Annotated in this window: 11 protein-coding genes; 7 read left to right on the top strand and 4 right to left on the bottom strand. The window is 58.0% G+C overall.

Annotated elements, in window-relative coordinates:
* Positions 1–4: 4 nt before the first annotated feature.
* Positions 5–232 (top strand): 30S ribosomal protein S18, encoded by a 228-nt coding sequence (rpsR, locus tag OXR04_RS12365; protein ID WP_002210155.1) that lies wholly within the window; start codon positions 5–7, stop codon positions 230–232.
* Between the two features lie 39 nt (positions 233–271).
* Positions 272–721 (top strand): 50S ribosomal protein L9, encoded by a 450-nt coding sequence (gene rplI / locus OXR04_RS12360; RefSeq protein WP_046102603.1) that lies wholly within the window; start codon positions 272–274, stop codon positions 719–721.
* A gap of 68 nt (positions 722–789) precedes the next feature.
* Here the strand turns inward: rplI and OXR04_RS12355 are convergent, their stop codons facing one another.
* Positions 790–1461 carry a LysM-like peptidoglycan-binding domain-containing protein gene (locus tag OXR04_RS12355; RefSeq protein WP_150030241.1) on the bottom strand — a complete coding sequence of 224 codons (672 nt, stop codon included), beginning with the start codon at positions 1459–1461 and terminating at the stop codon, positions 790–792.
* Between the two features lie 220 nt (positions 1462–1681).
* On the opposite strand from OXR04_RS12355, the gene fklB reads away from it, so the two are divergent.
* Complete coding sequence (fklB, locus tag OXR04_RS12350) at positions 1682–2302, top strand: FKBP-type peptidyl-prolyl cis-trans isomerase (protein ID WP_009087442.1); 621 nt, start codon at positions 1682–1684, stop codon at positions 2300–2302.
* A 44-nt stretch (positions 2303–2346) separates the two neighbouring features.
* On the opposite strand, the gene OXR04_RS12345 is transcribed toward fklB, so the two are convergent.
* Positions 2347–4290: a bifunctional 2',3'-cyclic-nucleotide 2'-phosphodiesterase/3'-nucleotidase gene (locus OXR04_RS12345; protein ID WP_267369891.1), complete on the bottom strand. Its 1944-nt coding sequence runs from the start codon at positions 4288–4290 to the stop codon at positions 2347–2349.
* A gap of 292 nt (positions 4291–4582) precedes the next feature.
* Between OXR04_RS12345 and cysQ the strand changes: the two genes are divergently transcribed.
* Positions 4583–5326 carry a 3'(2'),5'-bisphosphate nucleotidase CysQ gene (gene cysQ, locus OXR04_RS12340; RefSeq protein ID WP_046102601.1) on the top strand — a complete coding sequence of 248 codons (744 nt, stop codon included), beginning with the start codon at positions 4583–4585 and terminating at the stop codon, positions 5324–5326.
* A 60-nt stretch (positions 5327–5386) separates the two neighbouring features.
* Here cysQ and OXR04_RS12335 read toward each other — a convergent pair whose 3' ends face one another.
* Positions 5387–5947, bottom strand: coding sequence for a YtfJ family protein (locus OXR04_RS12335; protein WP_267369892.1), 561 nt, complete (start codon positions 5945–5947; stop codon positions 5387–5389).
* A 315-nt stretch (positions 5948–6262) separates the two neighbouring features.
* Here OXR04_RS12335 and OXR04_RS12330 point away from each other — a divergent pair, with 315 nt between their 5' ends.
* Positions 6263–6469 (top strand): DUF1107 domain-containing protein, encoded by a 207-nt coding sequence (locus OXR04_RS12330; protein WP_003855513.1) that lies wholly within the window; start codon positions 6263–6265, stop codon positions 6467–6469.
* Between the two features lie 50 nt (positions 6470–6519).
* Here OXR04_RS12330 and OXR04_RS12325 read toward each other — a convergent pair whose 3' ends face one another.
* On the bottom strand, positions 6520–7848 hold the full coding sequence (locus tag OXR04_RS12325; protein WP_009087434.1) for a hemolysin family protein: 1329 nt from the start codon (positions 7846–7848) through the stop codon (positions 6520–6522).
* A 516-nt stretch (positions 7849–8364) separates the two neighbouring features.
* Here OXR04_RS12325 and OXR04_RS12320 point away from each other — a divergent pair.
* Entirely contained in the window at positions 8365–10080 is a 1716-nt protein-coding gene (locus tag OXR04_RS12320) for an autotransporter assembly complex family protein (RefSeq protein WP_181161960.1), read from the top strand.
* The gene (locus OXR04_RS12315) at positions 10077–13844 is read left to right on the top strand and encodes a translocation/assembly module TamB domain-containing protein (protein WP_267369893.1); all 3768 of its coding nucleotides are present in this window, start codon (positions 10077–10079) and stop codon (positions 13842–13844) included. The genes OXR04_RS12320 and OXR04_RS12315 overlap by 4 nt, the downstream gene beginning before the upstream one ends.

Here is a 13844-nt window from a genome sequence, read left to right as displayed (position 1 = left end):
CCTAATGGCACGTTATTTCCGTCGTCGCAAGTTCTGCCGTTTCACCGCGGAAGGCGTTGTTGAGATTGATTACAAAGACATCGCAACGTTGAAAAACTACATTACCGAAAGCGGTAAAATTGTCCCGAGCCGTATCACCGGTACTCGTGCAAAATACCAGCGTCAGTTGGCTCGCTGCATCAAGCGCGCGCGTTATCTGTCTCTGCTGCCGTACACTGATCGTCATCAGTAATCGGCAACTGTCCATTAACGACTTTAAGAGGATAAGGTAATGCAAGTTATTCTGCTTGATAAAGTAGCAAACCTGGGCAGCCTGGGTGATCAGGTTAACGTTAAAGCGGGCTACGCTCGTAACTTCCTGGTTCCACAGGGCAAAGCTGTTCCTGCTACCAGGAAAAACGTTGAGTATTTCGAAGCACGCCGTGCTGAACTGGAAGCCAAACTGGCTGACGTTCAGTCTGCAGCGACTGCACGCGCTGAGAAAATCAATGCACTGGGCACCGTGACCATCACGTCTAAAGCAGGCGATGAAGGTAAGCTGTTCGGTTCAATCGGTACCCGCGACATCGCTGATGCAGTTACTGCAGCTGGCGTTGACGTAGCGAAGAGCGAAGTTCGTCTGCCGAACGGCGTTCTGCGTACTACCGGTGAGCATGAAGTAGACTTCCAGGTCCACAGCGATGTATTCGCTAAACTGACCGTGAAGGTTGTTGCTGGTTAATTTTATTAACTGAGCACAACAAAATCGCCGGCCCTGTGCCGGCGTTTTTGTTTTTATGCCTTGCTCAGCTACTGCGCGCGGATAAAGCTGCCGTCTGTCTGACGGGTAAACAGCACCGGGCCCTCTGCGCCCTCCACCGTCAGTCCCGTTACCACACCCTGTGCATCCTGTCGGATTTTGACCTGCTGACCACTTTTCAGTGAGCTGAGGGGCTGATCGTTGCCTTCCACCCGCGCCATCGCAAACACATCATTGACCGGCAGGCTGTTGTCACGAAACAGCTGCGCCAGCGTCTGGCCGGACGCGATGGTCAGACTGCGCCACGCGCCCTGAGAATCTGCTTTTGGCGTCTGCTGTGATGAGGAGGCCTGCCCGGAGCGGGTGTTATCGTAGATATCGGCCTGCATCGGCACCTCTTTCTCTGCGGAAGGCGTAACCGGCTGCTCGACCGGATAGCGCGGCGTCGTGGCAGGCCAGAGAAACGCCACCAGCATAACCAGCAGCGCCGCCACAATGCCGCGACGGTGCGGCGCGGGCAGCGGTGCCATCCAGCGGATGTCGTCGGTAAAATGCCAGATTCGCTGAAGCCATGTCGGCAGGCGGGATGACGTCTCAGAAGCCATGCGGGGTTCCTCCTCTCCGGCAGGCTGCGCTGGCCTGCGTGCGGCCAGCCAGGTCTGCAGCCGGGATATCATATGTGTTGCGCGCGTCCGGCGGCGTCGTGGGGCGATCTGGCCCATAGTTGCTCTCTTCTTCGTGTGCCACAGACGGGGGGTATTCCGTCGATAGTTATAGTATGGGCAATACTGGCGCGAAGTGCCTGCCAGCATTGATAAATCTGACGGCTCTATTGTTTCTCTTTCGCCGGGAAAAGTCATCTGCGATGCAGGGCATTTTACGCCAGCGGCCTGCGCTGCTATGCTGCCGGTTCGAATTTATCCGAGAGTGAAAGGAACGAAGATGACTACCCCTTCTTTCGACAGCGTCGAAGCACAAGCAAGTTACGGTATTGGTTTACAGGTTGGCCAGCAGTTGCTGGAATCTGGTCTGCAGGGGCTGCAGCCAGAAGCACTGCTCGCGGGCCTGCGCGACGCGCTGGAAGGGAACTCGCCTGCCGTACCGGTTGATGTCGTTCATCGCGCACTGCGTGAAGTTCATGAACGCGCTGAAGGCGTGCGTCGTGAGCGCACCGAAGCCATGGCAGCAGAAGGTCAGGCGTTCCTGCAGGAACATGCGCAGCGTGAAGGCGTGAACAGCACCGAATCCGGTCTGCAGTTCAGCGTGATTACTCAGGGCGAAGGTCCTATCCCATCGCGTCAGGATCGCGTACGCGTGCACTACACCGGCAAACTGATCGACGGCAGCGTGTTCGACAGCTCGGTGGCGCGTGGCGAACCGGCAGAGTTCCCGGTGAGCGGTGTGATCCCAGGCTGGATCGAAGCCCTGACCCTGATGCCGGTTGGCTCAAAATGGGAACTGGTGATCCCACAGAACCTCGCGTATGGCGAGCGCGGTGCGGGTGCCTCCATCCCACCGTTCAGCACCCTGATTTTCGAAGTGGAACTGCTGGAAATTCTGTAATTGCCGGACGCTGCAACCGCCCGGTTGCAGCGTTTTCTCCTGCCTTACTTCTGCTGTAAATTCACCTGCCACAACGCGAAGCCAGTCGCATCTGTCCCTTTGGGCTGAAGCGGATATTGCGCATGCTGCTTAATAAACCCGGTCGCTTTCTCCCCCGGTGCCGTCTCAAACCGGATGTCCAGCGGCGTGGATGCGTTAATCGGGGCCAGCCGCCAGTTATTGTCCGCTTGTGGCTGGACTTCCCCGTGCGCCTTAGTCTCTGCACTGATATAGGCTGCCACCACCGAACGGTTCTCATCCGGCGAGGCAAAGGCGACATACTTATCGCCGGTGCCGGCAAATTTGCCGCCATAAGCACGATAGTTGTTCGTTGCCACCAGGAAGGTCGCCTGCGGGTCGATCGGCTTACCCTGCCAGCTCAGCTGACGGATACGGGAGGCATCAGGATGGATCAGCTGGCACTCGCTGTCGTAGCGCGCTGGCTGGGTGACATCGATCTGATAGGTGACCCCGTCGATTACATCGAAGTTATAGGTGCGGAAATCCCAGTTAATCAGCGACTGTGTTTTCGTGCTGTGCGGATCGATCTGGTTAAACTGGCCTGCAGAGCACTCCAGCCACTCTTTAACCTGCGCCCCGCTGACCTTCATGACCACCAGCGTGTTGGGGTAGAGATAAAGATCGGCGGCGTTGCGGAAGGTCAGCGGCCCTTTCTCCACTTCGACATAGCTGGCCGGATCGTTTTTACGCCCGCCCGCCTTGAAAGGCGCCGCGGCTGAGAGTACCGGCAGACGGCCCAGATCGGGATCGCCCTGAATGAAGTGCTCGACATAGGCGCGCTGAGCGTTGTTGACGATCTGCACGGTAGGATCGTCCTGCACCAGCGACAGGTAGCTGTACATCACGTCGGCGGACTTGCCGATGGGTTTCGCCACAAAGTCGCGCGTGGCGCGGTGATCCTCAGCCAGGACCTTCACCAGCGCGGGATCTTCTGCGGCGAGAGACTTTTTCGCTGCGATGTCATAGATCGGACGCGCCTCGGCTTTGCCGCTCGTGACCTGCCACCTGCCGTTGTCATTGTTCAGCACCAGGTCGACCACACCCAGGTGATCGCCCCACATGCCGGGCATCACCGCAGGCACACCATTCAGGGTGCCGTTCTTAATGTCTGCGCCTTTAATCGCGGCGAAATCTTTACCAGGGAAGACGGCGTGGGCATGGCCAAACAGGATGGCGTTGATGCCTTCAACCTGGCTGAGATAGTAAACCGAGTTCTCCGCCAGCGTGTGATACGGCTCGCTGCTCAGGCCGGAGTGCGGAATCGCGATGACCAGATCCGCGCCCTGCGCACGCATCTCCGGCACATAACGGCGCGCCGTTTCCGTGATGTCATCGACCCGCACCTTGCCCTGCAGATTGGCTTTATCCCACACCATGATCTGCGGCGGCACAAAGCCGATATAGCCAATCTTCAGGGTCCGGGTTTTGCCTTCACGATCAACCAGCGTGGTGGATTTGATGAGGTAAGGCGTAAACAGCGGCTTGCCACTCTTCACGTCAATGACGTTGGCATTGACGTAGGGAAAGCGGGCACCGGCCAGCGCTTTCTTCAGGTAGGGCAGGCCATAATTAAATTCATGATTGCCGAGGTTGCCGACGCTGTAATCCAGGGTGTTGAGCGCCTTGTAGACCGGGTGGATCTCCCCCTCACGCAATCCCTTTGCCGCCAGGTAGTCGCCCAGCGGACTGCCCTGAATGATATCGCCGTTGTCGACCAGCAGGCTGTTTTTCACCTCCTGGCGCGCGGCGTGAATCAGCGTGGCGGTGCGCACCAGGCCAAACTTTTCGGTTGGGGTGTCTTTGTAGTAGTCGAAATCCATCATGTTGCTATGAAGATCGGTGGTTTCCAGTATGCGTAGATCGACCGTTGCGGCCTGTGCGGCGGCGGAAACGCCAAGTGCCAGTAAGACTATGCCGGGCTTAAACATGCCTGCTCCTGCTGCAAAATAATTGGGGATCTCAAAATAATGTAAAAGCCTGCCGGTGGGTCATTTTAAATCGTGATGGATATAACGTTTTGGCGCATCGGAGGCGGCACCGGATTCCGGCGGGCGCGCAAAGTGGCGCAGGCGTGGCGATAAACGGGTAACTATGATATTGATATATCTATAAATTGGCGCGCTGGTCAGCCTGTAAATGGGCAGGTCAGGCGAAACTGCTAAAATGTCACTGTCTGACGGAAAGCTGATCCTGCAGCAGAAAGACACAACGAGGTGAAAAATGTTAGAGCAAATCTGCCAACTGGCACGCGAAGCAGGCGACGCGATTATGCAGGTCTATAACGGTGCCGCGCCGCTTGACGTTTCTCACAAATCGGATGATTCGCCGGTGACCGCCGCGGATATCGCTGCGCACGAGGTCATCCTCTCTGGCCTGAAGCAGTTAACCCCCGATCTGCCGGTGCTGTCAGAAGAAGATCCGCCCGCCTGGACAGAGCGTCAGCACTGGCAGCGCTACTGGCTGGTCGATCCCCTGGATGGCACCAAAGAGTTCATCAAACGCAACGGCGAATTTACGGTGAACATTGCGCTGATTGAGGCGGGCAAGCCGATCCTGGGCGTGGTTTATGCCCCCGCGCTGGGTGTGATGTACTCTGCGGCGGAAGGAAAGGCGTGGAAAGAGGAGGGCGGTCATCGTGAACAGATTCATGTGCGTGACGCACGACCTCCGCTGGTGGTGGTGAGCCGTTCCCATGGCGACGATGAGGAGATGAAAGAGTATCTGAAGCAGCTGGGCGAGCATCAGACCGTTGCAACCGGATCCTCGCTGAAATTCTGCCTGGTAGCGGAAGGGAAAGCTCAGCTCTATCCCCGTTTCGGACCCACCAATATCTGGGACACCGGTGCAGGACATGCGGTGGCGATGGCCGCAGGCGCGCATGTGCATGACTGGCAGGGTAAAACCCTGGATTACGCGCCGCGCGAATCTTTCCTGAACCCCGGCTTCCGCGTGTCGCTGTTTTAACGCGGGCTGAACGTCTGTCTTCTGACGCCCCGGCGAGCTTCGTGCCCGCCGGGGCGTCTGCTATTTCGCCTTCAGCAGTGAGGTGACCAGAGCAATCACGTTTGTCACTTCATCCTGCGTCAGCGGGCCATCCTTCACAAATTTCACCGCGCCCTGTCTATCCAGCACGACGATGGCGGAGCTGCCCGGCTGCAGCTGCCAGGCGTGCTGCACATTGCCCTTGCTGTCGACGATAAACTGCGACCAGGGATACTGCTGCTTATTGGTCTCAATGCTGCTGCGCACAAACATGCCGGTGCCGGGGATCGCATCATCGGTGTTAACGATGGTGGTGGTCTGATAGCGGTCATGCGGCAGCTTCGCGGCCTTAATCGCCTCTATCAGCGCGGCGTTCATCTCTTTGGCGGAGGAGCGCCCGGCAATGTGCTGAATCACGCGAACTTTTCCACTCAGCTGCGCGCTATTCCAGTTTTTATAGCTAAACTTCTCCTGCTGCAGTATCAGCTCGCCTTTGTCGTTGACGCCCGTGGCGGGCACGCGGGAATCGAGCCTGAGGTCGTGGGCCATGACGCCCGCCGGTATGAGTAATGACAGCGCCACGGCTGCCAGAATATTTCGCATCGCACTTTCCTTAAGTGATCAGACCAGTCAGTCATTTTACTGCAATAGTAAGCAGGGATGATGCGCCTGTCGTGGAAAGGTGTCAGGTTTGTTATGCCCGCCACAATTCCTTAACCAACGAAGGTTTATACTGTGTCATATGAGAGTCATAACAGACTGTTCTGTAATGATGTGTCAACTCAGTAAAAAAATTCATTTTTCGGAACACCAGTAGTGTTCGGTGTTCTATAGTTATCGCGAATTCGCGCTTCATGGGCTGGTACCTACTTTGGAAACGGCGAAGCGTGCTTTAAAAATGTACAGGAGTCAGTCAGTATGAAAATCTTCCAGCGCTATAATCCGCTGCAAATAGCGAAATATGTCAAAACGCTGTTCAAAGGAAGGTTGTATATCAAGGACGTTGGCGCGTTCGAGTTCGATAAAGGGAAAGTGTTAATCCCGCGCGTCAAAGACAAACAGCACCTGAGCGTGATGTCAGAAATTAACCGCCAGGTCGTTCGTCTCAAGCTTGAGTTCAACTAATCAAAAGGGCGCCGATGGCGCCCTGAGTGTTTTATAAGCCAGACCCTTCGCTATCCCTGCTCGTCTTCGCTTTTTGTCATGCTCAGCACCGGCGGTCGTTCATCGATGCGGGTGACCAGCAGCTGGTCGATGCGGTAGCTGTCAATATCCACCACCTCGAACTTGTAGCCGGCAAACTTCACAAAGTCCGTTCGCTTCGGGATCTTACGCAGCATATACATCATAAAGCCGCCGATGGTTTCGTAGTTGCCTGACTGCGGGAAATCGTCGATGTCCAGCACGCGCATCACGTCATCAATCGGCGTGCCGCCTTCAACCAGCCACGAGTTCTCATCACGCGCGACGATCTGCTCTTCCATGCCCTGACCGACCAGATCTCCCATCAGCGTGGTCATCACGTCGTTCAGGGTAATGATGCCCACCACCAGCGCATATTCGTTCATGATTACCGCAAAATCTTCACCGGCGGTTTTGAAACTTTCCAGCGCTTCGGAGAGGGTCAGCGTATCCGGCACAATCAGCGCAGAACGAATCTGCAGGCCGCTGTTCAGCGCCATACTCTGGTTGCCCAGCACGCGCAGCAGCAGCTCTTTGGAGTCGACATAGCCGACGATATGGTCGATATCCCCGCTGCAGACTAAAAACTTAGAGTGCGGATGTTCGGCGATTTTGCTCTTGAGGCTGGCCTCATCTTCATGCAGATCAAACCAGACGATGTTCTCACGCGAGGTCATGGAAGAGGGAACGGTTCGCGACTCCAGCTCAAACACGTTTTCAATCAGCTCATGCTCCTGCTTACGCAGCACGCCCGCCAGCGCACCGGCTTCCACCACCGCGTAGATATCATCGGAGGTGATGTCATCTTTACGCACCATTGGCAGCTTGAAGAGGCGGAAGAAGACGTTAGCCAGACCGTTAAACAGCCAGACCAGCGGACGCATCACCAGCAGGCAGAAACGCATCGGGTTGATGATGCGCAGCGCGATGGTTTCGGGGGCGACCATTCCAACCCGCTTTGGGGTTAAGTCGGCGAACAGGATAAACAGGCTGGTCACGATGGTGAAGGAGCAGATAAAGCTGAGCTGCTCGGCCAGTTCCGGCGGGACGAAGCGGCTGAAGAGGCCGCTGAAGACCGGTGAAAAGGCAGCGTCACCGACGATACCGCCAAGGATGGCGACGGCGTTAAGGCCAATCTGGACGACGGTAAAAAACATACCCGGCGTTTCCTGCATTTTCAGGACGCGCTGCGCGTTAACATTGCCTTCATCGGCGAGCAGTTTCAGTTTGATCTTGCGGGCGGCTGCCAGCGAGATCTCCGACAGAGAGAAAAAAGCACTGACGACAATCAGTAAAAGAATGACAAGTAAGCTATCTAACATAAGTGATCCAAAGGGTTATCCACTTGTCATTTTTGGCCTGGGCAGCGTGAGCAAGCGCGAACGGGGCGGTTACTCGTTAAACAGGGCTATCCGTGCCAAAAATGTCTGCGCCAGTTCGACAGGCTGAACGCTGCCGGGGCAGAAATGAAAACAGGCGGGATGCCTGTGGCTGCAGATTATAGCAGGAGCGCTTATCAGCCCGCCAGAGGGCAAACCGCCGGTTCGGGCGGCATTCACGGTCAGGGCGGTCAGTAGCCCGCTCAGATTTCTCTGAGTGACTCCATCAGGCGGGGTCATTCCCCGTCGCAGGAGTTGTATCGATCTCCTCATTTACCGACAATAGCCCGGATATTTGACTTAGATGTTACTGCTACGCCGCCATTTGGCATAAAGTGCGGCTATGATAGGGGTGTTGCCGTTGCGGTAGTGCGGGCAAAGATGATTAATAAGCGCCCCGCGGAAAAGGGGCCGGCATGATTAACAGGAGTACAGGTGCCACGATTTCATATTTATTGCATGGCTGGCCTGCTGCTTGCTGCGCCTGCCCTTGAGGCGGCGACTGTGCGATTACAGGTAGACGGCTTAACCGGGGATCTGCAGCGAAATGTCAGAGCACGCCTCTCCACCATCGGCAGCGATGAAGTCTCCAATGATGGTCGCTTTCGTGCCCGCGTCTCTGTCGCGATAAAAGAAGGCCTGCGCGCGCTGGGTTATTACGAACCTGAGATCGACTTTGAATCCCGTCCTGCCCCCGCGCAGGGGGGACGGCCGGTGCTGATTGCGCACGTGAAACCGGGTCCGCCGGTTAAAATCGGCGGCAGCACCATCGTGCTGGAAGGGGATGCCCGCAATGATGCCGACTACAAAGAGTGGATAGCCCAGGGGCGTCCCAAAGTCGGCACGCAGCTTAACCACGGGCAGTACGATCGCTTTAAAAGCGGCTTCTCGAATCTCGCGCTGCGCAACGGCTATTTCGATGGCACCTTTAAAAAAAGCCAGCTGGGGGTGTCGGTCGAGCGGCATGAAGCGTTCTGGGATATCGACTACGACAGCGGCGAGCGTTACCGTTTTGGCGACGTGACGTTTCAGGGCTCGCAGATTCGCGAAGCGTACCTGCAGAACCTGGTGCCGTTTGAAAAGGGCGACTACTACAGCTCGCGCGATCTGGCTGAACTGAACCGTCGCCTCTCCGCCACCGGCTGGTTTAACTCCGTGGTCGTTGCACCGGAGTTCAGCAAAGGCCGGAAAACAAAAGTGCTGCCGCTGAATGCCGTGATGTCGCCGCGCACCGAAAACACCATCGAAACCGGGGTCGGCTACTCCACCGACGTCGGCCCGCGCCTGAAAGGCACCTGGAAAAAGCCGTGGGTTAATGACAGAGGTCACAGCCTGGCGGCCAGCGCCTACATTTCCGCGCCGGAACAGCAGGTCGATCTCAGCTACAAAGTGCCCCTGCTGAAAAGCCCGCTGGAGCAGTACTACACCTTCTCCGGCGGCCTGAAGCGCACCGACCTCAATGACACCAAAGCCGACACCACGACGCTGGCGATGTCGCGCAACTGGGACAGCAGCAGCGGCTGGCAGAAAGCGGTCAACCTGCGCTGGAGCCTGGATCACTTTACTCAGGGCAGCGTGACCAATACCACCATGCTGCTCTATCCCGGCGTCAGCGTGAACCGCACCCGCTCGCGGGGTGGCCTGATGCCGACCTGGGGCGACTCTCAGCGCTACTCAGCGGACGTCTCCGATACCACCTGGGGTTCAGACGTTGACTTCCTGATTCTGCAGGCGCAGAACGTCTGGATACGTACCCTCGGCGACAGCCACCGCTTTGTGGCGCGCGGCAATCTTGGCTGGATCGAAACCAACGACTTTGAAAAAGTCCCGCCGGATCTGCGCTTCTTTGCCGGTGGTGACCGCAGTATTCGTGGCTACAAATATAAGAACATCTCACCGCGTGATGAGGATGGCAAACTCACCGGTGCGTCAAAACTCGCCACCGGCTCGCTGGAGTATCAGTACAACGTCAGCGGCAAATGGTGGGGAGCGGTATTTGTCGACTCCGGTGAAGCGGTCAACGACATCAAACAGAGTAACGTGAAAACCGGTGCGGGCGTCGGCGTGCGCTGGTCGTCACCGGTGGGTCCCATCAAATTAGACATCGCCAGACCTATCGGGGATGACGATGCACATGGACTGCAATTTTATATAGGACTGGGGCCAGAACTATGAAGCTGTGGAAAAAGGTCCTCATCGGCATCCTGATCTTTCTGGTGCTGCTGCTGGGTGGGGTGGCATTTTTAATCGGCACCACGCCGGGGCTGCATCTGGTGCTGAATGGCGCGTCGCGCTGGGTACCGGGCCTGTCAATCAAACAGGTCGAGGGCGGCTGGCGTAACCTGACCCTGAGCGGTCTGCGTTACGAAATGCCTGGCGTCAGTGTGGATGCCGGGCAGATCCATCTGGCGGTGAACCTTAACTGCCTGCTGCATTCGTCGGTCTGCGTGAATGATGTCTCCCTGCGTGATATCAGCGTGGTGGTCGACAGTAAAAAGATGACGCCTGCCGCGCCAGCGCCGGAAGAGGAGAGCGGCTCGACCAACCTCAGCACGCCCTATCCGATTACGCTGCGCCATCTTGGCCTGCACAATATTAATGTCAAAGTGGATGACACCGCGATTTCGCTGCTCGACTTTACCACCGGTCTGCAGTGGCAGGATCGTGCGCTGACGCTCAATCCTACCCATATTCAAAGCCTGCTGATTGCGCTGCCGAAAGCAGCCAAAGTCGTGAACGAACAGGTGGTGGAGCCGAAAGTTCAGCAGCCGCATCCGGCTGAGAAACCGCTGGGTGAAACGCTGCAGGCGATGTTTGCACAACCGCTGCTGCCTGCGCTGCCCGATTTCCGTCTGCCGCTGGATATCGACATTCAGCAGATCCTGGGAGAACAGCTGCGCGTCACCGGCGACACCGATATTTCGGTCAGCCGCTTGCTGATGAAAGCGAAAACTGCCGACCGGCAGATGCAGCTGACCACGCTGGAGGTTGACTCTGACCTCGGCAATCTCAGAGGCAGCGGGCAGGCGACGCTGGCCGATAACTGGCCGGTCGATTTTGCCCTGAATGGCACGGTCAACACCGATCCGGTCAAAGGCGAAAAGATTGCGCTGAAACTTAACGGCGCGATGCGCGACGAGCTGAAGCTGGCGCTGAACCTCTCCGGCCCGGTGGATGCACAGCTCAGCGCCGCGACCCAGCTGGCGGTGGCGGGGCTGCCGCTGTCGCTGCAGCTGACCAGCCCGAAACTGCGCTGGCCGCTGACAGGCCCGGTCGCCTATCAGGCCGATAATCTGGACTATCAGTTCAAAGGCAAAGCCACCGACTATGTGATGTCACTGCAGACCGCCGTGAAGGGGGAGTCGGTGCCACCGGCGACCGTCTCGCTGACCGGTAAAGGCAACGTTGAGCAGTTCAGTCTCGATCGCCTGCGCGTGGCTGCGCTGCAGGGCAACATCGACCTTACTGCGCTGGTGGACTGGAGCAAGGCGATCAGCTGGCGCAGCGAACTGACGCTGGCGGGGATCAATACGGCTAAACAGTATCCCGACTGGCCGGCGCGGCTGGATGGCAAAATCACCACCCGCGGCAGTCTCTATGGCGGTAGCTGGCAGCTGAGCGTGCCGCAGCTGCAACTGAAAGGGAATGTGAAACAGAACGCCGTCACCGCAGATGGCTCTCTGACTGGCAACAGCTACAACCAGTGGACAGTGCCGGGCATTAAGCTGGCACTGGGACGCAACCAGCTGGATGTCAAAGGGTCGCTGGGCGACCGTCTGGATCTGGATGCCAGCATCAATGCGCCGCAGCTCGACAATGCGCTTCCCGGTCTGGGCGGCGTCGTCAACGGGGCCATCAAAGCGCGCGGCACCCTGAAGGCACCGCAGCTGCTGGCCGATCTCAATGGCCGGGGCCTGCGCTGGCAGCAGATGCGGATTAATCGCGTTACGCTCAAGGGGGACGTGCGCTCTGACGAACAGGTGGCGGGCAAACTGCAGCTGCGCGTCGAACAGCTGCAGCAGGATGCGCTGAACATCAGCCTGCTGACCCTGAATGCTGACGGCAATGAGCAGCAGCATCAGCTGAAACTCAACGTGCAGGGCAAACCGGTCTCCGGCCAGCTGGCGCTCAACGGCAGCTTTGATCGCCAGACGCAGCGCTGGCGAGGGTCGCTGAACGACACCCACTTTGATACGCCGGTGGGCGAATGGCGACTGACCCGTGCGATGGCCATCGACTATCTCAACAGCCGTCAGACGGCGACCATCGGACCGCACTGCTGGCAGAACCCCAATGCCCGCCTCTGCGTGCCGGAACCGGTTGAAGCGGGCCCGGAGGGGCATGCCCATGTGGTGCTGAACCGCTTTGACCTGGCGATGGTGAAACCCTTTATGCCGGATGCCACCCAGCTCAGCGGCCTGTTCAGCGGCGACGTGCGCGTCAACTGGACGGCTGACGGGGCGCTGCCGACCGGAACGGTCGCGCTGAAAGGTCACGGCGTGAAGGTGGTGCAGGATGTGCAGGGCAATAACCTGCCGATCGCCTTTGATACGCTGAACCTCAATGCCGCACTGCGAAACGGTCGCGCGCAGCTCGACTGGCTGATCCGCATTGCCGGTAACGGGCAGCTGGATGGCAACGTGCAGATCGACGATCCGCAAAGCCGCCGCACGCTGGGCGGTAACGTCAACATCCGCAACGTCTCACTGGCGATGCTCAACCCGGCGCTGATGCAGGGCGAGAAGATCAAAGGCAGCCTCAACAGCAGCCTGCGTCTTGGCGGCAGCGTGCAGCAGCCGCAGGTCTATGGCCAGCTTGGCCTGACCGGGGTGGATGTGGATGGCAACTTTATGCCGGTTGACCTCACGGCCGCCAGCCTCAACCTGGTGTTCAATGGCATGAGCTCCACCCTGAACGGGCTGGTGCAGACCAGCCAGGGCAACATCAACCTCAGCGGTAATGCGGACTGGAGCCAGCTCGACAACTGGCGCGCCCGCGTCGCCGCGCAGGGCAGCCGGGTTCGCGTCACGGTGCCGCCGATGGTGCGCATGGATGTCTCGCCGGATCTGGTCTTTGAAGCGACGCCTGCCGCCTTTAACCTTGATGGACGGGTCGATATTCCATGGGCGCGCATCACGGTGCAGGAAGTGCCGGAGAGCGCCACGGGCGTTTCGTCGGATGAGGTGATGCTGGATAAACAGCTGAAGCCGATTGCGCCACAGACCGCGGCGATTCCGATCAACAGTAATCTGGTGATCCATGTCGGCAACGATGTGCGCCTCTCCGCCTTTGGTCTGAAAGCGCGACTGAATGGCGACCTGAAGCTGGTGCAGGATCGGTCGGGCCTCGGCTTGAACGGTCAGATCAACATCCCGTCCGGCCGCTTCCACGCTTACGGTCAGGATCTGATCGTGCGTAAAGGTGAACTGCAGTTCGCCGGCCCGCCGGATCAGCCCTACATCAACCTGGAGGCGATTCGTAACCCGGATGCCACCGAAGATGGCGTCACCGCGGGTCTGCGCGTCACCGGCCTGGCGGATGAGCCGAAAGCGGAGGTCTTCTCCGACCCGGCGATGTCGCAGCAGGAGGCGCTTTCTTACCTGCTGCGCGGTCAGGGACTCGGCAAAGATGGCGACAGTAATGCCCTCACTTCTGCGCTTGTGGGCTTAGGGGTTGCACAAAGTGGGCAGGTTGTGGGTAAAATCGGGGAGACTTTCGGTGTCAGTAATCTGGCTCTTGATACTGCGGGTGTTGGCGACAGCCAGCAGGTGCAGGTCAGCGGCTATGTACTGCCGGGTCTGCAGGTAAAATACGGTGTTGGCATATTTGATTCACTGGCGACGTTAACCTTGCGTTACCGCCTGATGCCCAAACTCTATCTGGAAGCCGTGTCCGGTGTGGATCAGGCTCTCGATTTGCTCTATCAGTTTGAGTTTTAG

The organism is Pantoea sp. GM_Pan_3 (genome assembly GCF_026541045.1).
GTDB lineage: Bacteria > Pseudomonadota > Gammaproteobacteria > Enterobacterales > Enterobacteriaceae > Pantoea > Pantoea anthophila.
Note: the sequence above shows the minus strand (reverse complement) of the source record. Positions and strands in the feature narration are given on the sequence as shown.